Here is a 21,798-nt window from a genome sequence, read left to right as displayed (position 1 = left end):
ACTCTGTCCCTCTCCCATCGGTCTTTTTATAGCGCTGCATTTTTTATTGATGTGACTGCCGTCAAGACCCTTTCCGGGGTGGCAGGTACATCAATTTGTGGGTTTACCTGATAATCTGCAAGACTGGAAACGGCATCCCGAATGGCACACCATACCGACATCCCCAGCATGAACGGCGGTTCACCTACCGCTTTTGAGTGATAGATGGTGTGCTTTGGGTTGGCCTGCTGGAACAACTCAACATTAAATACCGGCGGCATATCTTCAATGGTTGGGATTTTATAGGTCGCAGGGTTGTTACTCAGCAAACGTCCACTGTCGTCCCATACCAGCTCTTCGGTGGTCATCCAGCCCATGCCCTGGATAAAACCACCTTCAATCTGGCCCTGATCAATCGCCGGGTTGAGTGAGTGGCCCACATCATGAAGGATGTCCACACGATCCACTTTGTACTCACCCGTCAGGGTATCAACCGTGACTTCTGAAACAGAAGCTCCACAGGCAAAGTAGTAGAAGGGACGGCCACTGGCGGTTTCCCGGTCATAGTGAATTTCCGGAGTGCTGTAGAAGCCACTGCTGGACAGGGAAACCCGGTTCAGGTAAGCGGCCTGGATGAACCCTGCAAACGGCATTTGACGTTCACCCAGATGCACTTCGTTATCGTGAAATGAAACGTCGTTATCTGAGACATCATAGTGCTCAACAGCAAACTCAATCAGACGGTCCCGGATTTTCCGGCAGGCATCCTGTGCCGCCTTGCCATTCAGGTCAGAACCACTGGAGGCAGCGGTGGGCGACGTGTTAGGCACTTTGTCCGTTCGGGTCGAAGTGACCTGGACCCGTTCAAGAGCAACACCGAACTCGTTGGCCACGATCTGGGCAACTTTGGTGTAGAGGCCCTGACCCATTTCGGTACCGCCGTGGTTGATCTGAATACTGCCATCGGTATAGATATGGACAAGCGCACCGGCTTGATTCAGATGTTTTGCAGTAAAAGAGATACCAAATTTTACCGGAGTCAACGCCAATCCTTTTTTCAGTACCGGGCTTTGCTGGTTGAATGCGCTGATGGCTTCTCTTCGTCGCCAGTAGTCTGAGCTATCTTCCAGCTTACCGATCACATCATGCAGTACGTTGTGTTCCACACACTGATGGTAATGGGTCGTATTCCGGTCAGTGATGCCATAGAGGTTTCTTTTGCGAACCTCCAGAGGGTCCAGACCCGTTGAGCGTGCAATGTCGTCCATAATCCGTTCGATGACCAGCATGCCCTGGGGGCCACCAAAGCCTCTGAAAGCGGTATTGGATGCGGTATGGGTTCGACAGCGGTGGCCGATCACGGTGGCGTTATTAAGATAATAGGCATTGTCAGAGTGGAACATGGCCCGGTCGACAATGGCATCGGTCAGGTCCGGGGAGTGTCCGGCATCAGCGGCCAGCTCGATATCAACACCGGCCAGCAGGCCTTCCCGGTCAAAACCCACGGTATAGCGATGGCGGAAAGGGTGTCGTTTACCGGTTGACATCATGTCCTGCTGTCGGTCAATTCGAAACTTGACCGGCCTGCCGGTTTTTACGGCGAGCAGCGCTGCAATACAGGCCGGGGCTGCGGCCTGGGTTTCCTTGCCACCAAAACCACCACCCATCCGGCGGACATCGGCCACGACTTTATTCAGCGGTACACCAATAACCTCAGCAACCAGTTTCTGAACCTCAGAAGGGTGCTGGCTTGACGTGTATACGTGAAGCTGACCATCTTCCCGGGGAATAACGCTGGCGATTTGCCCTTCCAGGTAAAAATGTTCCTGACCACCGTTCGACATGTTTCCTGACAGCTGGTGATCAGCGTTACGGATCGCCTGTCTGGCATCACCTTTTTTCATGGTGTGGTCAGGTCGAACAAATGAGCGTTGTTCCATGGCCTGGTCGATACCGAGAATGGCATCAAGGGTGCGGTATTCAACAACGGCTTTTCGAACGGCTCTTTTTGCGGCTTTATGAGAAGTTGCCGCCACGGCAAAAATCGGTTGTCCGATATAATCCACCCGGCCTTCAGCCAACAGCATGTCGCCCGGAAAGACGGGGCCAATATCTTTGTGCCCCGGAATATCGTTTGCGGTTATGACCGCGACAACACCGGGCGTGTTCCATACGTCATCAAAATTGATGCTGATGATTTCTGCATGGGCTTCTGTTGAAAGACCAAACCCGGCATGCAGCTGGTTGGCCATTTCCAGACGGTCATCAATATAGATGGCTTTACCGGTCACATGCAGATGAGCACTGTCGTGTTTAGCCGAACGGTTTCCGCTCATGTGCAGAGCATGGCGCTCGTCAGCAGCAATGGGCGTTTCGGGTTCTTTGCTTATGATCAGCTCAGGGCTATTAGTCAGCTCAGGGCTATTGGTCAGCTCAGGGCTGTTAGTCAGCTCATCGCTTTTTACCCGCTCATGGCTTTTTACCCGCTCATGGCTGTTATCGAGCTGATGAGTATGTTTCAGTTCACTGGCCAGATCCGGTAGTTTACGCATGACAGATAATCCTTACCTTCTGGCCAGACAGCTCCATAAAATAGCGCTCCAGCAAATTACCGGCCGCTTCAAGGCGATACTCGCTGCTGGCCCGGACATCCGACATGGGCTTGAACTCCTGACGGATAGCGGCTTTGGCCTGACGGAGCGTTTCGTCATTCAGTTGTGATCCCGTTAAAACCTGCTCGCAGAGTCGGGCACGCCTGGGAATGGCCGCCATGCCACCCAGCGCAACTCTTGCCTTGGTTATTTGGCCATCATCATTGGTCTGCAGATTAATGGCGGCAAGGACGGTAGAGATATCATCACCATACCGCTTGCTCAGTTTATAGACTTTCAACTGATGGCGGTCTTTGGGAATACGGATTCGGGCAATGTATTCACCTGATTTCAGTTCGGTCTTTTTGTAATCCAGGAAAAACCGGTCAAGCGGGATATTTCTGACGGTATCGCCACGACGAAGATCCAGAGACGCATCCAGAGCCAGTAAAACGGGAGGAGTGTCGCCTATGGGTGAAGCGTTGCCAATGTTACCACCAAGGGTTCCCTGGTTGCGTATCTGCTGAGAGCCAAGCCGGTCCAGCATATGAGCAAACTCAGGATAGTACCTGGTAAATATCGATTTTATGCTCCGAAAAGTGACAGCAGAGCCAATCACCAGCTCACTGTTTCCATCATGATGGCCGTCCTCATAAATGGTCTGCAGAGAAGGAATATTTTTTACCGAGACCAGTTTGTCAAGATGCTTCAGTTGCTGGGTAACGTCGAGCCCAAGGTCGGTGCCACCGGCAAGAATTCGGGCGTCAGGGTGATCAACCAGATAGCTGGCCAGCTCATCTTCATTGACAGGAATAAACGCCCCATTCGTGTTCACGCTGCCTTGTTGCTCGATGGTTTGTAGCTCGGACAGAGTTTGCTCACGGTTTCTGAAGAACTCATCATCCGGTTGAGCATTGTCGAGGCTGTTAGCCGCATCAATTAAGGGGCGGTAGCCGGTGCATCGGCACAGGTTTCCACCGAGGGCTTCCAGAACATCCGGTTTGCTTTCTGTACGCTCATGATCAGCAGCAATCTCCTGGTAAAGCGCAAACAACGACATCACAATGCCCGGTGTGCAGAAGCCACATTGGGACCCATGGTGATCAACCAGTGCCTGCTGAACGGGGTGTAACTCAGGTTTTTTATTGTGCTGGCCTGCCTGGTGAGAACCAGCCAGATCTTCTACGGTCAGTAGCTGTTTGCCATGAAGCGAAGGCATCAGCGCAATACAGGCGTTCATGGTCTTATATTTCAGCTGGTCACCCTCTGGCTCACCAACCACAACAGTGCATGCGCCACAGTCACCCGAGCAGCAGCCCTCTTTGGTTCCGGTACGCTGCTCATGGGATGTGGTACGGGTTTCAGTATTGCCTCGAAGATAATCAAGAACGGTGGTATCTGCAGCGATGTCCTCAACTACGACGAGCCGATCGTTTAGAAGAAAGCGAATCACGATGGCAATGTCCCTTTTTCATTCTTTTTATTGTGACTTTTTATGGCGGGAATACCATGACAGCTTGATGATGCTTGCTTTGGGTAGGCTGTATGACATTTCCAGCTTTTCGTTTTCACTAATTTGACTATTTGGTCAGGAAAATAGCAAGTAATCAACTGTGAATATTATTGTGGTAATCCCTGAGTGTAGACATAACCCGTCATATTTTGGGGTGTCTACTAACTATGGCGCTGGCTTCAGTTTCCTTATTATCCGCTAAAATTTCTGTACGATTAGCGATTGATAAGGATTACTATGAAAAAGCTTCTGATCCTGGCACTCATGAGTGTGCTGAGCTTTGGTGCTATAGCGGATGACTGGAAGAAACTTGGCGAGCGTCGTGTTTCTTTTCAGAGCGAACATGATGTGATTCATGTGAGTGGCTTTAAGGGCAAGTACGACACCATTGCATTTAAAGTGGAAAGAGCGCCAATTTTCATGAAGAATGTCCGGATAGTGTTTGGTGATGGGCGGTCTCAAAATATCTTCATCAACAAGCGTCTGTATCAGGGCAAGCGATCACTGCCATACCGATTGCTGGAAGGTGACCGTATCATCAACAAAATTGAGCTGGATTACCGAACCGCTATCGGTGGTCATAAATATGCCGAAGTGATTGTATACGGCAAGCGTAGCTAATTCTTTTCAGGCATACGCTTACCTGATTACCACTGATCGTACGTCATGACACAGGGAAAGATAATTTAAGAATATACGTGCAGCTTTTCATTCTTTATGTCTATAACCCGGTAAAGAAATAATAGAACCTCTCCAGTATTACCGGTGGAGCAGGCATCATGACGGCTTGTTCTCCAGATTATCAACTAAATTCGGTTTCATAACCGCTCCGAACAAGCAAAGACCCACATCATCATTCGAAATAATGATATTAATACGTCAACTGACTTTCAATTATCGGTTGATGGCTAACCCGGTTTCCACTGGACGTCTGGCAGTTTGAGAAGTCGATCCGGCATCGGTGCTGTATTGACTGCAGCCCGACCTAGCCTTGAGATCATTGAAGGCATATCAAAACGCCGGTTAAACCGATAGTTGAACTCTGATAGATAACGGCCCAGATGCTTGGGGTCGAGCTTATGGTAAGTACCGGTAATCGCTGTTTTCACGTTTCCCAGCATGGTATTTACCCAGGTGAACAACTCATTCTCCATGGATGCATGCCCACCACCGGTAATGATGGCTGTGTGCTGGCATCCGGCATCTTCAATACCCCGGAAACAGGACAAGCCATCGCTGACGGCCCGGACACCCTTTTTCAGGGCATGTTCTGCCCACTCCTGAATGGTTTTTCGCCGGAAGTTATCAACGGCATTGAACTTCATGTAGATAGGGTGGTTATCAGCATCTGTCTGAACTGCGGCCACGAAGGGGGCTTTGTTCTCTGAGCCTCTGCCCCGGCGGCCTCCGTGGCGCTCTCCGCCCCAATAGGCGTCATCAATCTGAACAAAACCACTCAACTGCCAGCTGTTATCTCTTTCCATCATGACCTGCATGAGTTTGTGTTTCATGCGCAATGCGGCATTGTAGGAAATGCCAAGTTGTCGATGAAGCGTCAGGCAAGAAATCCCCGCTTTATTCTGGGTGACGAGATAGATACCCAGAAACCAGGTAGCTAGAGGCAGCTTTGTTGAGTCAAAGATAGTGTTACTGGTAAGCGAGGTTTGGCAACGGCAGCAATTGCACTGGAATTCAGCTTTCCGGTGAAGCTTGCAGAAACTGCGGGAGCCACACTTCGGGCATTGGAAGCCATCTGGCCAGCGCCAAGAGGACAGCGCGTTCTCACACTGCTCTTCACTGCCGTAATTAGCCAGAAATTGCATAATGCCAAGGCCTTTTTGGAACTGAATGGTGTTTTTACACATCAGTTTTACCTCCAAAACACATGACTATCGACGTTTATTATAGCAGCTGGCTCACGACGTAGGGTCGGTGGTAATCAGGTACGCTTAAGGCAGCATTTCCTGCTGCCTCTTACTTCCCATTCCCATTTCTTCCTATTCTGCTAGCAGAACGGCGATTTCTGTCTATCTTTTCTTTATGGCTTCTATTCATCGACAATCCTGAACAGTGGATTGCAGTGAATTCAATAGAGGATACCGTTTGCTCAACCAATTCCCTGGTTGAGGCAATAATGCTCAACGGCGTCGATATCAGCCAGAGGGTGATGAGGATAAATGCTACGAACGGCAGTGATTGGCGCAGGTTATCTCGGTAAATTTCATGCGGAGAAATACGCCCGGCTGGCAACCAGTGATCTGGTAGGTGTCGCCGATATTGATGAGGCCTGTGGCCAGGAGGTTGCCAGCAACTGCAATACCCACTATTTCAGCGATTATCGGGATCTGCTCGGGCAGGTTGATGCAGTCAGTGTTGTTGTCCCTACCGCCTTGCATCACGCCATTGCCAGTGACTGTCTGAAAGCGGGTGTGCATGTGCTGGTAGAAAAACCCATAGCCAGTAACCTGTCTCAGGCTGAAGAGATGATTAAACTGGCCAGGGAGCGACAACTCATTCTCCAGGTTGGCTTTCTCGAGCGTTACAACGCTGCGCTGGGCAGCGCTTACGATAAGGTGAAACAACCCCGGTTTATTGAGTCTCATCGACTGGCCAGCTTCAAGCCACGATCCATGGACATCAATGTCATTATGGATCTGATGATTCATGACCTGGATATTATTCTGAATATGGTTGATTCCCCGATCATGGATATTGCCGCCAATGGCAGTGCGGTCTTGTCAGAAACCATTGATATTGCCCAGGCCCGTTTGTCATTTGCCGATGGTTGTGTTGCCAATCTGACCGCCAGTCGTATCAGTCAGAAAAGCAAAAGAAAGATGCGGATTTTTCAAAAATGTTCATGTATTTGTGTTGATTTTCAAGCGCTGAAACTCAGCCATTTCTTTAAAGGTGAAGGGGAGTTACATCCGGGAATTCCGACGATTGAGTGTCATGAGCAGAGTTATCAGGGCAGTGATGCGCTCAGGTTGGAGATTGAAGACTTTCTTCTCAGTGTTAAAGCATCAAGCCCACCAAAGGTCAGTGGTGAAGATGGCAAAGATGCATTGAATGCTGCTAACAGAATTTCAGAAATTATCGTTAGAACTGGCATGTGCCTTTAAGTAGCCAGTAAAAGATAAAAGAGCCATTGGTAGAGGAATCATCGGTACCATTTTCACTGTAAAAGGGGAGCCATGAATCAAAAAAACATGAATACCATACCAATGGTGGATGTGCAGGCATGGCATCGACCAATACAGGCGCAGTTAGAAAAAAAGCACTTGATGTATTACGCAGTGGCCGTTTCATCATGGGAAAAGAAGTCGAGTTTTTTGAGCAGGAAGTGGCTCATTACCTTGGCGCCAGGTACGCCATCAGTTGTGCAAATGGCACAGATGCACTGGTTCTTGCCCTCCATGCCGCCGGTATAGGTGCAGGTGATGAGGTATTAACCACCGGTTATACCTTCTTTGCCACTGCTGAAGCCATTATGCAGGTGGGGGCAACGCCCGTTCTGGTGGATATAGACTCTGAGACATTTAACATGGACCCGCTTGAGCTGGAGCGAAGCATCACTTCCCGTTGCAAAGCCGTGCTGGTGGTTCATCTGTTTGGTTTGCCTGCGGCGCTATCCGAGATTCAGGCGGTCTGTGATCGTCACGGCTTAATTCTGCTGGAAGACTGTGCACAGACGTTTGGGGCTTCTTATCAATCCCGCAAAATCGGTAATTTCGGTTTGCTTGGTGCGTTCAGTTTTTTTCCCAGTAAAAACCTCGGTGGATTTGGTGATGGTGGCCTGGTTATTACCAGCGACTTAAAAGCTGCCGAAACAGTACGGATGCTGTGCAATCATGGCAGTGCCCGCCAGTACTATCATGAGTGTTCAGGCTACAACAGTCGTCTGGATGAGATTCAGGCGGGCATGTTGAGAGTTAAACTGAACCATCTTGATGAGTTTAATGCTCAGCGAAAACAATTGGCCCAATGGTACCGTGAACTGTTAAAAGATACGGAAGTGATATTTCCTGATGACCGTGAGGAACATATCTATCACCAGTTTACGGTAGTATTGCCTTCCGGTAGAGATATGATCAAAAAGCGCCTTGCCAGTAAAGGTATTGCTACTGCCATCTATTACCCTTTGCCGTTAAATAAACAGCGGGCATTGGCAGATCATACCAGTATCGTTGAACTGCCGGTCTGCGAGCAACTGGCTGAACACTGTCTTTCATTGCCTATCTATCCCAATATGACCAGAGAGCAGGTTCAATTGGTTGCTGATGAATTGATCAGAGCTGTATAGTTTTATAAATATATAGTTTTAAAAATATATAGTTTTATAAAGGAAAGTCTGGAATTTTGTATAAGTGATCCTTTGGAGCCTATAGATGTTCTCAAGTGGGCCAATGGAGCGGGTAACCTCCATTGACAGATTGTATCAATCAGAAGAAGCCTCCCGGCCACCCGTTGGTAATGCCAGCTGGAGAGGCTTTTTAGTGTCGGTTTTTAAAGATACCGCATCCACAATGGTTTTGACTGGAGGTTTGGTTACCTGCTTTGTTGGTACATGGATTGGTATCAGGGAAAGGAGTCCGGAAATTTATATCTCATTGCCAGTCATCACTTCTTTGGCGGGAGCCTTATATTTTGGGGCTAAGGGGTATCTGTACGTGAAAAGAAGCAGCCATGGGGAAGGCGATACGCTTGCAACAATGCCCGATAGAGTACCTGTGGACAGGACTGGATTGAACGCTGCTGAGTCTGCTCATTTGCTCAATGGGCGGGTATCTTGTTCAGCAAATAGCGGCAGAGTTGCCAATCCTGAAAGAACTGTCACCGATATGGATTTTTTAAAAGAGTTGGAGCATCAATATTTTGGCTCTGACGGGATGGATTTTGAATTCAGAATAACGTTGTTTCAAGAATTGAAAGACCGGTTTCCAGATTACTTTGCAAAACATCCAACAATAAAAGAGCAATATTTACTGGAAGATACAGAGCAATGCAGAACAATGGTGGAAGGCATTTTCAAATGCTACCGGTATAAACTGAATACCCAGGATCAATATCAGATCTCAGAAACCAGTGATCATGGCGATTGTCTGTACGATGCTTTATGGCAAGGGGTTCCCCCTGAAAAGAAAACGCAGTTGTTGAACCAGTTTCAGGAAGAGCTGACAGTATTGGCCGCCCGGGCAGAGGGAGAGTCTGACCCCTATCTTGTTCTTAAAGTTATATTGAATAATGCGGCAGATAAAGATCAATACAGGGAGATGATTTTGAAAAATGGTAAGAGCCAGGGGCTGGACTCATACACTACTATAAACGACTACAAACGTAAGATAATGGATCAAGGCCTATTTTGGGGGCGTCATGGAATCGAAGGCTGGATTCTGGCTAAAGAGCTTGATTGTAATCTTGTTTTGATTCCGGGGTGTGACTATATTCACGGGGTTGGCTTTGTTGACAGGGATGCTCAGACGATCTTCGAAAGCAGAACGGCTAAAACGACGCTTTACGTTGATAACCGTTTTCTTCACTACAGTGCCGCTGAAAAAAAGACGAAAGATAGCCGAAATGGTAATTTCTCAAAAACTGCTGGCAGCACCACACGGAAGATGACGTGAAGCCTCCTCAATCAGGTTACTCAATCTCGGAAATAACCCATCGCCCATTAGTCGGCTTTTCAGATAATCCCAAAAAGAGAGACCATACAGGCGACACGTTTTTTTCAGGCTGGCAAAGGTGTCGCGACATTGCCGCCCCAAATCGCTTCGCGTCCCACTACTGATCTTTCGTCGTTTAACATATTCTCGTATCTGACTCTCGCTCAGGTTGTTGTGCAGCGGTAAGCTCGGGTCATCCAGAACCAGTAATAGCTCTTCCTTGATTACAGCCAACCCTGACAGAGCATCCTGAAGAAGCCCACTGCACGTTTGGGTTTGGATCAGCGCCTGGAACCCCTGTCGTACTTTTATTGCCTTTTTTTCAGTTGGCTCTGTCTTGAAGTCTTTAAGGTCATCGTAAATGGCCCAGAACCATGTCCGAAGCCATTTCTGAGCCATGGCCTGCTGATCATTGACCGGATGAACTTTTGCCAGCCCTCGCTCTGCATGTATCCAGCACTGGCTGTGTTTGAAAACGTCGAACTGCCTTGCCCCATCACTGAAGGTGGTAAGATGTCCTGCTCCATGCTGTATCAGGCTGCCATAAATCATGGCTTCACTGGCCTGCTGGCGCCGTCTACCAGTTAGTCTCAGGTCTTTCATACATTCTTCCCAGGCTTCATGGCTCAGGAAGGTGACGCCTCTGTATGGATTAAGAACGCGTAGCCACTTTTTGGGGTAATCCAGTTTTTCCAGATAGATCAAGGCATCGTCGGTGAACGTGTAAGTTGACCATGGGCGGTGCAGTAGGCTTACGAAATTTTCCCGGCTTTTGCTGTCTGTGCTCTCGAACCAGGCAAAGGACTCGTTATTGATGATGGTGCAGTAACCGTTCTTCCCCTTATGCCTTGTTCCCGTGTCGTCTGTCTGGATATAACTTGAACAGCGAATACCTGTAGTCAACAGCTCATCTTTCTCAGCATGGAACTGCTCGTGTCCTTTCGTCAGAAGCTGGCTGAGTTCCCCGCTGGAAATAGAGATTCCAATGTCCCATAGCCAGTCCAGCAGTTCTGGCTGGGTAACGGAGCAACCATGATACTGGTGCAGAACGTAGGCCTGCAGCATTGGCCCGTAATGATGTCCATGAAGGCTGGCTGGCGGTTTGGCCGTAATGGTTTGTCCATCGGGTGTCACCCATTGCTCTAAAAGATATTCAATACTGGATGTTTGTATTGTCAGTTCCTGAACATGAAAAGGGGTGGTTCCATTCCTGATTGATCCCTCCGGAACATCAGTGGCAGCAATGGGTATGGATTTTTCCGCCGATGGCTTTCGGGCTGTTTACGCTGCTTTCTGGTTTTCTCGTTGGGCTTCTTAACCTTCTGCTTTGACGAGGTGTCTGGGCTGGCTCCATCGTTACCCTCAGGAGCGGATGGATCTCCATCAGGGCTGCCGGTGTCATCATCGGGAGGTTTGGTGTTTGGTTTGATGTCAGGCTTTGCGGGCAGTTTTTTTAGACGACGAATCTCTGCTTCAAGCAATTCTATCTGCTCTTTGAGCTGAATGATCTGCTCTTGCTGCTGAGTGATGAATCTCAGTAGATCTTCAGGTTGTAACTGCTGGTGTTCTAGAAAAGCCATGGTGAGAGGATAGACGACTGACCGAAATTATCCTGCTTCCAGCACTTTTTGAGAAATTACCCGAAATGGTGTCGCTGGAAATTAGCCTTATGTACATGAGCAAGTGCTTAAACAAAACAGCCACTGACAATGGTTGTAGTGGCTGCATAAGCAAGAGCTGCTGAGCAGGTTCAGGCGGTAGCCAGCTTTTTGAGCGCCTCAAATTTCTCCAGCTGCTCAGGTAAGAAATTGTGCTCTTTATCCCGACGCAGGTAAACCTTAAACAACATACGGCCTTTTTTACTCAGGAATTGAACCGAGCGGGTTGCTACCCCGTGGAATGGCTTGCTCACCAGGGCGATAACCGCCACATTATCCACCTTCAGGTGTCCTTTCAGTGGTGTCCGGCGGTCGCTCAGATTGTAATAGCCGAACTTCTCACCGCCTTTCGGAAAGTGACCGACCATTTCAAAAATAGAACCGTCCACATCAATAACCAGCGTCAGTTCACCCCAGGTTTTAATGTCCCGCAGTACATCCAGGTAATGGCTGGCATCAATCAATGTCACCATGTCAGCCGGCATGGCCTGAATCACATCCAGTTCGCTGGCATTGAGCTGGTTAGCCATTTCGGCAGGCAACATTGCCGGGTTTTCGGTCAGAATATCCTGCACCTGTTGAGCCAGAGTCATGCAGCTTTCTCCGTGTTTTGTCTGTTTAATGGGGGATGCTCAAAGAGCTCAAGAAAATTAATCAGTGCCTGGTGCATAGTGACGTTCCAGAACTGTCCCGGCAGCGTCAGGTCAAGAATACCATGATGAATGGTGGCCAGACCGTTATCCTGCCACGCTGCAAAGAGCGGCATGCAGTGTTCGCTCATGCCGACACCGCCGACTTGGTCAAGCTTGCCAATGTCCAGCCAGCCCCGGTCAAAACCGGAGCCGATGGTTCCCAGTAGCGGCTTGTTACCCGTGGCCTTACTCATCATCATGAGGGGTTTTTTGCCGGCATCCAGGGCTTCGTAATAAGCGGGCAGGGTTCTCAGGCTCATGGCATTATGTCCGGCAAAGTTACCACCGGCGCCGGAACCAAACGGCATGATTTCGGCCCCGGATTTTACGCCATGGTTGTAGATGTTTCGTTCCCGGGTATCCCTTCCCCAGTGACTGACAGTCAGTCGACCCACTTTATGGGAGCTGAGAATATCTACCCCCATACGGAACATTTCTGCGCGCTCCGGTGAGCTGGCCGGTTCTGGCATGGAACCTTTTTCAATGGACTGTTTCATCCGGCTGGAACCCAGCAGAATGAGCTGATAAAGATCGACACCATGGGCTTTGGATTGCAGGAAAGTATGAAGATCCTGCTCCCAGTCATCCATGGTCTGGCCGGGCAAACCAAATATCAGGTCGACGACCACCGCTGCATTGTTCAGGCTGTTTAAATAGTCCAGCCTTTCCAGCAGGAATTCACCGGAGTCAATGCGGCTCATGCGGCGGCGGATAGTCGTATTAAAGCTCTGTGCGCCCAGGGAGAATCGGTTAAACCCGGATTCCAGACAGGCGGCGATTTTGTCGTTATCAAAGCCATGGAAGCGGCCTTCAAAGGTCATCTCTACATCATTGGCCAATGGCAAAGACTCACGAACGGCATTGCCAAGGCGAATAATCTGCTCTGGTGTCAGGTCGGTTGGCGTGCCACCGCCAAAATAAACGCCATGAAACAGGCCTGCCTGGGCCCAGGCATCCTGTGCTGACATCCGGATTTCCCGCTCCAGGTAATCGACATAGCGGGCAATTTCATCGTTCTTTGTGGTGTTCTGAAAGAAACCGCAGTAAGAGCAATGGGTCCTGCAGAAAGGAATTTGAATATAGGCCAGTCGCTTTCCGGAAGCCAGCAGCTGTGGGTTTGCCGGGCTATCCATCAGTTGCTGGTATACCTCCTGAATCTGCTCAGCAGGAACCGCAATGGAGCCGCTGTGGGTATGGGCTGACTTCTTGCCGGCAAAGGCAAACTTCAGTGGATCGGGGGATGATATCCCGGTCAGCTCGGGACCCAGGGTGTGTCTGGCAACCATAATTGGATTGTTCTAACTTAAAAATGAGAATTATTATTATTTGTATTTGTCAGGCGGTGTGCAATTGATACAGATCAACAGATTTCAGGTGAAAAATTTCGGCTTTCCACAATTTGACTGGTGTGGTTACGCGGGAGGAAGGCTAATCTTTGCTGGACTCATCCGTTGGCGTGAATTGTTACCAAAATTTCAGCGATTAAATTTCAGTAAAAAATTTGTAACTGTTCAGCACCCCCACATAAATCTGGAATTTTCTGATTTTTATACCATCCTCTTAAGCACCATTTTTCCACAATATTCGCCAGCATGATTCCAGAACTACCCGCAACTATGTCGGCTGAGATTCTCTTGAAAGAGAATGCAGAGCTGCGGATGAGAGTTGCCTGTCTGGAAGAGCGATGTCGAGAATTGGAAGAAAAGGTTGGCAAGAACAGTCAAAACAGCAGCAAGCCGCCATCGTCTGATGGTTATCAAAAACCTTGTAAAAACAGTAATTCTCCAGATCATTCTGACGACCTTTCCGCAGATAAAGGTACCGATCCATCGGATGAAAAACCCAATCCTAAAAGTCTGAGACAGTCTTCTGGTAATAAAGCCGGTGGAAAGAAAGGGCATCAGGGCACTTGTCTTAAACAGGTCGATATCCCTGACTATATTGAGTACCTTCCGGTTAAAGAATGCAATAAATGTCAGGCGTCTCTTCTTGATAGTGAGCCGGTCAAATATATTGAACGACAGGTGTTTGAACCAGGGAGACCGGGTGAATTTGAAGTAACGGCCCATAGAGCTGAAGTAAAAATCTGCACTTGTGGTTGTCGGAATCAGGCTGAATTCCCGGAAGGTGTTACCGCTGCCGCACAATATGGCTCAGCCACACAGGCTATGGCCGTCTATCTTAACCAATACCATTTCCTGCCTTTTAAGCGCGTGTCAGAGTATTTTAATACTCTCTATAAAATGAGTGTAAGTGCAGGCACTGTCGCCAATTTTGTGGCCAGAACCTATGAAAATCTGGCTTCTACTGAAGAGGTTATTCGTGACGCCTTGCGGGAATCGTCTGTTGCCGGAGCCGATGAAACGGGTATGCGGGCCGAGGGCTCTTTGCACTGGCTACACGTTATGCGGGATGAACAATGGACGCTCTACTACTTGTCTGAAAAGCGAGGTCGTGAGGCCATGGACACGATGGGCATACTGCTAACATTTGCAGGCGTTCTGGTTCATGATCATTGGAAATCCTATTTTGCATATGCGGCAACTCACGTACTTTGCAATGCCCATCACCTGAGGGAGCTTTTGGGTGTTGTTGATAGGGACAGCAATCAACTGGCGTTGCGATTGATGAAGCTACTGAGGCTTTCCTGGCATTACTGCAAGGGCTTTAAGACCATAGGTATGCTACAGATGCCAAGTGTTGTCTGTGAACGAATCGAGAAGATTTATGACCGGTTGCTTCAGCGGGCTCTAATGAAAGAAGTCGTCTATATGGAGAAGCAACGAGAGGAGCTTAAGCGCAAGAAAGTCAAGAATACTAAAGCTTACAATCTCTTCAAACGACTCACTGAGTTCAAGGCTGAGACACTGCGCTTCATGTCAGATTTTACCATTCCCTTCGATAACAATGGCAGTGAGCGGGATGTTCGAATGGCCAAGTTAAAGCAGAAAATCTCAGGCTGCTTCAGGAGTGCAGACGGTGGTTCTATGTTTGCACGGATTCGCAGCTATTTGTCGTCTGCCAGAAAACAGGGAATGGACATATATCAATCACTTCATAGAGCTGTTCGGAATTACTGTAATATGCCTTTGCTCAGTGCTGAATAGTTACAAAAATTTCAGTAAAAAGTTGCTCTACGTGAACCTTGATTAACAAATATCGTCTATTCGAATGATCAATCGATCTGAATGAATAAGGTTGAAATTAATGAAGCAATTTAAGCAGTTTTGTATTTCCCTGTTATTTTCTATTCTTTTGTATCCTATCGCTCAGGCAGATGTGACGCCGGTTACGCCGGATACATTACATATCAGTTATGTCAGGCAGTATATGGCCAACAACCGTTTCTTTGATCGGCTTAACGTCGGCGGATATGCGGGTCAGCCAATTGGTACTCAGGTAAGGGCAGGGAGGGCTGAAGCAAAACGACAGTATGATTGGGTGCTGAGGGAGTATACCTTGTATGAGTCGCTACCCTATATTGCGTTTTATATTCCTGCTTTCATGGTTGGAGCGACCCTGCATGCCTATGAAGTCACCCTTTCGGATTTTATACTTAACCGTTCGACTGTTAATTCCCTGTTAGCGTATATGGCTCTTAGTTTGGGCGTCGCCATCACATTCGCGACATTTGTTCCATTCACTATGAATATCTATTATGGAATATTTACACCCAAGCTTGCAGAAGAGAATTTGATACTGAACTATGGCGCCAAGAAAGCATTGCTGGATAAGCGCACACAACATTACATTGAGGATGAACTGTTTTACAGTTTCTGGCGAAGCCCCGGCAGTATAGCGCTTGGCCGGTTGCAGAAAATTCTGGATAAAGCATTAAGGCTGCCTTTTTACGCCAAGGAACTGGTGTATGATGAAGAAAAAATTGATGACGTTCTGCGCGACTATCCAGCCCATGTAGCCGATCGGCTAAAACTGTTTGCTCATTCTGAGTTGATTTACCAGCAGACCGATGCCTCGATTGCTGACAGCCATTACCCGATTTATTTTCTGGGGGCACCGGGTACCGGAAAAACCCATGCTGCCAAACAGCTGGCTGAAGCAATGGGAACGAATCTTGCCTTTGTCAGTCTGGATGGTGCAAGTATTGATGATATTGTCGGAACCCCTTTTGAAAGTGACGATGCCAAAGCTGGTAGAATTCTTGATGCGATCATTGCCCGTACGGACTCAAGCCTGGACATTAATCATCATAATCAGGTTCTGTTGATTGATGAGTTTGATCGACTGTTCATCTCCGGAAACGAGAAAAGCAAAGATGTTCTGTCGTTTATGTTGAAGTTGCTCGATCCGTCCAATCGCTCCTACTACAATCCCTACCTGAAAACAGATGTACGTTTACCTGACACGATCATTCTTGCGGGTAACCGCGATATTCATGAGTTGAGTACTCATGACCCTGAGCTCGAAGCAATAGCTTCCAGGCTGGATCAAGTTGTATTTGAAGGTTTTGATAGCAGGACGAAAAAGAAAATTGCCTTTGACATTATGGTTCCCAACAAAGAAAGGCGCTATCAGTCTGCGGGTAAGCTTTTTGCCGATTTTACCTTGCCAGAGAGTGGTCGTGAGATGATTCATGCCTTTATTGAAACGGACCAGGACCCGGGGCTGCGCTCCCTTGAAAAATATATAGCCCGGATCTTTGAGCAATTTGCCCATAGCTTTGCACCAAACAGCCTGCCCCCTGCCGGGAATGAGGCTGAACAATGGGGCAAACAGCCGGTGCAGGCAAGTGGATGAAGTGGGTTGTTTGACCAGAATATGGCCTGGCGCATCATCGTCAAGATCGCCAGGCCGTCATAGGGATGGAAACACGCAATTAATGATTCACGACCAGTGGGCAGTGATAGGCCGGATGCTCAGATACACTCACCTCAATATCAAACACCTGCCCAATGGTGACCGGTGTAAGAACCTCATGAGGGGTTCCTTCCGCCGCCATTCTTCCATTCTTGAGAATGACGATCCGGTCTGAGTACCGTGCCGCCAGATTCAGGTCGTGCATGATGACCATAACACCGATACCCTGGTCCGCTTCCTGTCTGGCCATCTTCAGGGTCAACTGCTGATGGGCCGGGTCCAGTGCCGATGTGGGTTCATCAAGCAGCAGATAACGCTGGCCATAAGGGCTTTCATCCCAGATCTGTGCCAGCACCCGTGCCATATGAACGCGCTGACGCTCACCACCGGATAGTGTGGTGTAATGACGATCCTTCAGATGCAAACCATCGACTTTCTTCAGCGCTTCCCGGGTAATCATCAGATTTTCATCATGATGACTGGCACAGGGAATCCGGCCAAGGAGTACCACTTCTTCCGCCGTAAAGGGAAAACTCAAAGATGATGACTGTGGCAAAACACCCAGCATTAAGGCTTGATGGTTCAATGGCCAGTCATTGCGACCATTAAGCAGAACACCACCACTGGATGGTTTTCTCTCGCCACTGATGACTTTCATCAAGGTACTTTTGCCGGCACCGTTCGGGCCCAGTACAGAAACCACTTCGCCGGGCTTCAGGGTCAGGTTAATGTCCTGAAGCAGGTTCCTGCCGCCAATCTGAACCGATACGCCCTGAACGTCCAGAGTGTTTTTCGCTGCACTGTCCTTACCATTACCATGGGCCATATCAGGCAATCCTTTTACGCTGCTGCCACAACAGTGACAGGAAGAAAGGGGCACCCATCAAGGCAGTAACAATACCAATGGGAAGTTCAGCAGGGGCGACAATGGTGCGGGAAATCATATCCGCTACCAGTAACAGAATACCGCCGAGCATGGCTGAGGCTGGCAGCAGAATACGATGGTCCGGGCCGACGGCCAGGCGGATCAGATGGGGAACCACCAATCCCACAAAGCCGATGACACCACTGACAGAAACCGAGACACCCACCGCTAACGCCGTCAGGAAGATCAGTTTCAGCTTGACCTTCTGTACATCAATGCCCAGGTGGCGGGCTTCAGACTCACCCAGCAGCATCGCGTTCAGTACCAGGCCGTAACGACCAAGAAACAGGATAACCGGAACCAGCAGGGTGGCACAGATAATCACCAGGTCCCAGGTAGCACCACCCAGGCTGCCCATTTGCCAGAACGTCAGGTTGCGCAGCATGTTATCGTCAGCGACATAGTTCAACATCCCCATACCCGCCCCGGCCAGGGCATTGATAGCCAAACCGGCCAGCAACATGGTGGCAACAGACGTGCCATTGTTGGTGGTGCCGACTTTATACACCAGCCAGGTGGACAACACGCCGCCAGCAAAGGCCAGGATGGAAACGCTGTAGCTTTGAAACAGGGAGGGAGCACCAGCGAACAGCAGGCCGCCCAGTACGATAGCAATGCCTGCGCCCAGGGCTGCACCACTGGATACGCCGATAATGCTGGGATCAGCCAGCGGGTTTCTGAACAAGCCCTGCATGGATGCACCGGCCACGGCCAGGGCGCCGCCCACAATCAGACCCAGCAGGGTTCTGGGTAGACGTATGGACTCAATGATCAGCGCTGACTGGCTGCTTAAAGAGCTGTCTGTTAGTTCAAGACTGCCTGTCAGTTCAGGACTGCCAAATAAACCAAGCCGGTCAAACAGTATGGTCAGAATATCGCCTGCAGGAATTGGCACAGCACCAACGCCAATGGACACAATCACCACGACTGGCAGCAGGATTGCCAGGGTGGTTAACAGCAGTGCCCCCTGATGGTTACGACTCATGGGAGGATGGATTACCTTGATCTACGTAAAAGGATTTCGCCAGAGACAATGCCACGTCGCCCGTTCTTGGGCCGAGGCCGCCCAGCAGCAGATTACCATCGATGGCAACTACCCGACCGTTTTTACCGGCAGGTGTCTGCTGCAGAATTGGCATCTGTTCCAGCAGTGTTTCCGGGGTCATGTCCGGATTACTGGTTGAACCCGGGAAAATAATCACCTCGGGTGCCAACAGCAGCATGGCTTCATTGGAGAGCGCCTTATACCCTTTAAACTGTTCTGCTGCAGGGTTGTATCCACCGGCCAGACCAATCATGGCATCAGCCGCTGTACCGGTACCGGCAATGGTTGGTGAGCGTCCGCCCATGGCCAGGACAAAAAGAACCGGTACTTTCTTCTCATGCTTCTTTTCATAAGAGGCTGCCAGCGCTTTTGCCTCATTCAGGGAGTCTTCAATGTCTGCCCACAGCGCATTGCCCTGTTCTTCTTTGCCAAGAATGTCAGCAAGCGACTTGATCTGGTTTTCAATACTTTCAGCAGTATGCTTCAGCGGCAGGGCTTCCACTGCAACACCCGCGCTTTCCAGCTGCGCCAGAGTGGAAGGTGGTCCCATGTCTTGCGTACCAATCAGCATGGTTGGTTGCAGCGCCAGAATGCCTTCAGCAGACAGCTGCCGATGATAGCCGAGCCTTGGCAGCTGGTTGACTTCCAGTGGCCAGGTGCTGGTCTGGTCAACGGCGATGACCTGATCACCAGCGCCCAGGGCGTAGATAATCTCGGTAACCCCGTTGCCGGCCGAAACAATGCGTCGATTTTCCTGTGACTCGTGAGCCATTGCAGTATTGGCACTGGTGGCTGCAGAAGCAGCCATTACGGTGGCCATCATGGTAGAGAGCAACAGAGGTTTAAACATTTTCTTCATGAGTCGTCTGTTCCATTTTCTTGTTCCATCAACACTTGCGCAGCGTCAATCTTGTGCTGGCTGAAAAACATCATCAGCTTAACCAGGTTCCCCAGCGGGGCATCTTTATCACCGGCAATCAGCACCGTGGTATCCGGAGCTGCCTTGACCTTTTCCAGTAGTGACACGGCGAACACTTCCCACTGGTCAAACTTCTGTTCACCAATAGCCCAGGGTGCACCTTGCTCGAGAATACTGACGGTCAGCGTTTTGGGTGCTGTGGTAAGCGATGCCTCCTGCTGAGTGGCCTGGGGCAGTTCTACCGGCAGGCTCAGTGTTTGTACATTGGCGGTAAACAGCAGAAACACCATGACGATAAACACCACATCCAGCAGCGGCGTCAGGTCCGCCATGGAGAGTGAGGCACTGGTTTCATCAATGTCGTTGATGCGAATCATGCCGCTACCGCTCCGGCATCGATTACTTCAGGGCAGCCGGTGTTTGAGCCGTTCCTCTCTTTTTTTACAGCAAAGCTATTAACGGTGGAGGCTGAAGGCGCCGTTGCCAAACCGTCATCGTCCATGGTCAGGCCTTCCAGAAGCAGGTTGGTGTGATTCAGGGCAAACTCCAGCCTGGCGAGATAATGGTTAGCCCAGACACCAAAACCGTGAGCTGCCGCCAGGGCCGGAATGGCGATGATCAGGCCGAACGCCGTGGTGAACATCGCCTGCCACAGGCCTGCTGCCAGAATATCCGGCGTGACCGGGCCGGCTGCGGCAGCGATATCACGGAACATATCGATCATACCCAGTACCGTACCGAGCAGGCCCAGCATTGGCGACAGTACCCCAATCAGCATCAATGGCTTCAGCCAGGCATTCAGGTTGCGCTTCTGTTTCAGCAACCACAGGCCGGCAACCTCTTCACGCACTGACTTTTCACAGGTGTTGTGGCTCAGCAGTACCGCGATACCCTGACGAATCCCTTTGCCCTGGCAGAGATTTTGACAAAGGTCGCTCTTGCTTTTTGCGTGCTTCTCGCAACCACAGCATTGACGTACCTCATTAAACAGCCCGGTCAATCCCTTGCGGTTCAGCGAAGGCAGCAGGGCATAAGTCACCAGCCGCTCAAGAATCATGGCCAGGCCAAGGCAAGAGGTGATCAGTAATGGCCAGGCCATGATCCCCAGTGATGCAAGATGTTCTGTCAACATGGCGTTACCTGCTCGGTATTTGATCTCTATAGATGTCTATAAATGGTTTGCTGAATCAACTGATTTCGAATGCGACGGGGATATGCACCCGGGATTTCACAAATCGGCTATTTCGTTGTTCTGGTTTGAATGACCAGCGTTTAACGGCATCAATTGCCGCCTTATCCAGAACGGGGAAACCGGATGACTCAAGAATGTCGATGGTGATCGGATGACCACGTTCATCCACAATCACATCCAGCATCACCACGCCCTGCTGATTTCTCCGCTGAGCCAGTTTCGGATAACGGGGCTGAACCCAATCACGGATTTCCGGCTCAGTCACCATCACCGGTTCATTGCTCAGTCCCGGGGACTGGCTCTCTTCCGTAACGGTTTGCTCCATGACGGGCTCAGTTGGCTGAGACACTTCAGGCTTTTTCTTCTCTACCGGCTTTGGCTGTTCAACAACTTTTTTGGGTTTTTTCTTTACAGGCTCAGTTTTGGGTTCTTTCTTCTCAAGAACGGGCCTGGCCTTTTCTATCGGTTTCTGGACGACCTTTGGTTCAGGCTTGGGTTGCTCCTTAACCACCGGCTCTTCCACCGGAGGCCTGGGTTGGCTGACCGTTGAAAAGCTCAGGGAAACCGGTGCCTGGATAGAACCCATATGGATGGTTCTGGGCTCAGATTCCTGGTGGTCCAGCGCAACCACCACGGCCACATGGGTCGCAATGGATATCAGCAAGGTGAATAAAGCTCTTTTAGGCATGACCAGGAACAGTAATAGAGTTAATTGAGCTAACAGCAGGAGCGTAGGTTACTCGAAGCATAAAATGTGTTCAATAACCTAAATGATAATAATTCGCATTATTTGTGCTAAT

At 49.6% G+C, this 21,798-nt stretch carries 19 protein-coding genes; 6 read left to right on the top strand and 13 right to left on the bottom strand.

The window, feature by feature from the left end; translation table 11 throughout:
- Positions 1–26 precede the first annotated feature (26 nt).
- Together xdhB and xdhA are read right to left on the bottom strand one after the other, a co-directional pair.
- A complete protein-coding gene (gene xdhB, locus MJO57_RS27900; protein WP_252020388.1) occupies positions 27–2,531 on the bottom strand; it encodes a xanthine dehydrogenase molybdopterin binding subunit in 2,505 nt (834 codons plus the stop codon).
- The gene (xdhA, locus tag MJO57_RS27895; protein ID WP_252020386.1) at positions 2,524–4,023 is read right to left on the bottom strand and encodes a xanthine dehydrogenase small subunit; all 1,500 of its coding nucleotides are present in this window, start codon (positions 4,021–4,023) and stop codon (positions 2,524–2,526) included. Before xdhA ends, xdhB begins: the two co-directional genes overlap by 8 nt.
- 297 nt (positions 4,024–4,320) lie before the next feature.
- On the opposite strand from xdhA, the gene MJO57_RS27890 reads away from it, so the two are divergent.
- Complete coding sequence (locus tag MJO57_RS27890; RefSeq protein ID WP_252020384.1) at positions 4,321–4,704, top strand: hypothetical protein; 384 nt, start codon at positions 4,321–4,323, stop codon at positions 4,702–4,704.
- A gap of 287 nt (positions 4,705–4,991) precedes the next feature.
- On the opposite strand, the gene MJO57_RS27885 is transcribed toward MJO57_RS27890, so the two are convergent.
- Complete coding sequence (locus tag MJO57_RS27885) at positions 4,992–5,948, bottom strand: IS1595 family transposase (protein WP_252017306.1); 957 nt, start codon at positions 5,946–5,948, stop codon at positions 4,992–4,994.
- A gap of 312 nt (positions 5,949–6,260) precedes the next feature.
- Between MJO57_RS27885 and MJO57_RS27880 the strand changes: the two genes are divergently transcribed.
- The 3 genes from MJO57_RS27880 to MJO57_RS27870 all read left to right on the top strand — a co-directional run bounded on the left by MJO57_RS27880 (position 6,261) and on the right by MJO57_RS27870 (position 9,710).
- Positions 6,261–7,205, top strand: a complete 945-nt coding sequence (locus MJO57_RS27880) for a Gfo/Idh/MocA family protein (RefSeq protein ID WP_252020382.1) — start codon at positions 6,261–6,263, stop codon at positions 7,203–7,205.
- Positions 7,206–7,324: 119 nt separating this feature from the next.
- Positions 7,325–8,386, top strand: coding sequence for a DegT/DnrJ/EryC1/StrS aminotransferase family protein (locus tag MJO57_RS27875; RefSeq protein WP_252020380.1), 1,062 nt, complete (start codon positions 7,325–7,327; stop codon positions 8,384–8,386).
- Between the two features lie 103 nt (positions 8,387–8,489).
- Positions 8,490–9,710 (top strand): hypothetical protein, encoded by a 1,221-nt coding sequence (locus tag MJO57_RS27870; protein WP_252020379.1) that lies wholly within the window; start codon positions 8,490–8,492, stop codon positions 9,708–9,710.
- Here the strand turns inward: MJO57_RS27870 and MJO57_RS27865 are convergent.
- From MJO57_RS27865 to hutW, 4 genes are all read right to left on the bottom strand, one after another.
- Positions 9,672–10,883 (bottom strand): transposase, encoded by a 1,212-nt coding sequence (locus MJO57_RS27865; protein WP_252020377.1) that lies wholly within the window; start codon positions 10,881–10,883, stop codon positions 9,672–9,674. The two genes, MJO57_RS27870 and MJO57_RS27865, sit on opposite strands and share 39 nt — an antisense overlap.
- A 41-nt stretch (positions 10,884–10,924) precedes the next feature.
- Positions 10,925–11,329: a hypothetical protein gene (locus MJO57_RS27860; RefSeq protein ID WP_252020375.1), complete on the bottom strand. Its 405-nt coding sequence runs from the start codon at positions 11,327–11,329 to the stop codon at positions 10,925–10,927.
- A gap of 170 nt (positions 11,330–11,499) precedes the next feature.
- Positions 11,500–12,000, bottom strand: a complete 501-nt coding sequence (gene hutX, locus MJO57_RS27855) for a heme utilization cystosolic carrier protein HutX (protein WP_252020374.1) — start codon at positions 11,998–12,000, stop codon at positions 11,500–11,502.
- A complete protein-coding gene (hutW, locus tag MJO57_RS27850; protein ID WP_252020372.1) occupies positions 11,997–13,385 on the bottom strand; it encodes a heme anaerobic degradation radical SAM methyltransferase ChuW/HutW in 1,389 nt (462 codons plus the stop codon). The genes hutX and hutW overlap by 4 nt, the downstream gene beginning before the upstream one ends.
- Before the next feature lie 306 nt (positions 13,386–13,691).
- Between hutW and MJO57_RS27845 the strand changes: the two genes are divergently transcribed.
- Both MJO57_RS27845 and MJO57_RS27840 read left to right on the top strand, forming a co-directional pair.
- A complete protein-coding gene (locus MJO57_RS27845) occupies positions 13,692–15,206 on the top strand; it encodes an IS66 family transposase (RefSeq protein ID WP_252017330.1) in 1,515 nt (504 codons plus the stop codon).
- 100 nt (positions 15,207–15,306) lie between these two features.
- Positions 15,307–16,857 carry an AAA family ATPase gene (locus MJO57_RS27840; protein ID WP_252020370.1) on the top strand — a complete coding sequence of 517 codons (1,551 nt, stop codon included), beginning with the start codon at positions 15,307–15,309 and terminating at the stop codon, positions 16,855–16,857.
- Between the two features lie 79 nt (positions 16,858–16,936).
- Here MJO57_RS27840 and MJO57_RS27835 read toward each other — a convergent pair whose 3' ends face one another.
- The 6 genes from MJO57_RS27835 to MJO57_RS27810 are packed head-to-tail and all read right to left on the bottom strand — an operon-like array spanning position 16,937 to position 21,686.
- Positions 16,937–17,743, bottom strand: coding sequence for a heme ABC transporter ATP-binding protein (locus MJO57_RS27835; RefSeq protein ID WP_252020368.1), 807 nt, complete (start codon positions 17,741–17,743; stop codon positions 16,937–16,939).
- Position 17,744: 1 nt separating this feature from the next.
- Complete coding sequence (locus MJO57_RS27830; protein WP_252020366.1) at positions 17,745–18,827, bottom strand: iron ABC transporter permease; 1,083 nt, start codon at positions 18,825–18,827, stop codon at positions 17,745–17,747.
- Positions 18,817–19,746, bottom strand: coding sequence for a hemin ABC transporter substrate-binding protein (locus MJO57_RS27825; RefSeq protein ID WP_252020364.1), 930 nt, complete (start codon positions 19,744–19,746; stop codon positions 18,817–18,819). Before MJO57_RS27825 ends, MJO57_RS27830 begins: the two co-directional genes overlap by 11 nt.
- Positions 19,743–20,183, bottom strand: coding sequence for a biopolymer transporter ExbD (locus MJO57_RS27820; protein WP_252020362.1), 441 nt, complete (start codon positions 20,181–20,183; stop codon positions 19,743–19,745). The genes MJO57_RS27825 and MJO57_RS27820 overlap by 4 nt, the downstream gene beginning before the upstream one ends.
- On the bottom strand, positions 20,180–20,938 hold the full coding sequence (locus MJO57_RS27815) for a MotA/TolQ/ExbB proton channel family protein (RefSeq protein WP_252020360.1): 759 nt from the start codon (positions 20,936–20,938) through the stop codon (positions 20,180–20,182). Before MJO57_RS27815 ends, MJO57_RS27820 begins: the two co-directional genes overlap by 4 nt.
- 55 nt (positions 20,939–20,993) lie before the next feature.
- Positions 20,994–21,686: an energy transducer TonB gene (locus MJO57_RS27810; protein ID WP_252020358.1), complete on the bottom strand. Its 693-nt coding sequence runs from the start codon at positions 21,684–21,686 to the stop codon at positions 20,994–20,996.
- Positions 21,687–21,798: the final 112 nt, after the last annotated feature.

The sequence above is a fragment of the Endozoicomonas sp. SCSIO W0465 genome (genome assembly GCF_023716865.1).
Taxonomy (GTDB): domain Bacteria; phylum Pseudomonadota; class Gammaproteobacteria; order Pseudomonadales; family Endozoicomonadaceae; genus Endozoicomonas.
Note: the sequence above shows the minus strand (reverse complement) of the source record. Positions and strands in the feature narration are given on the sequence as shown.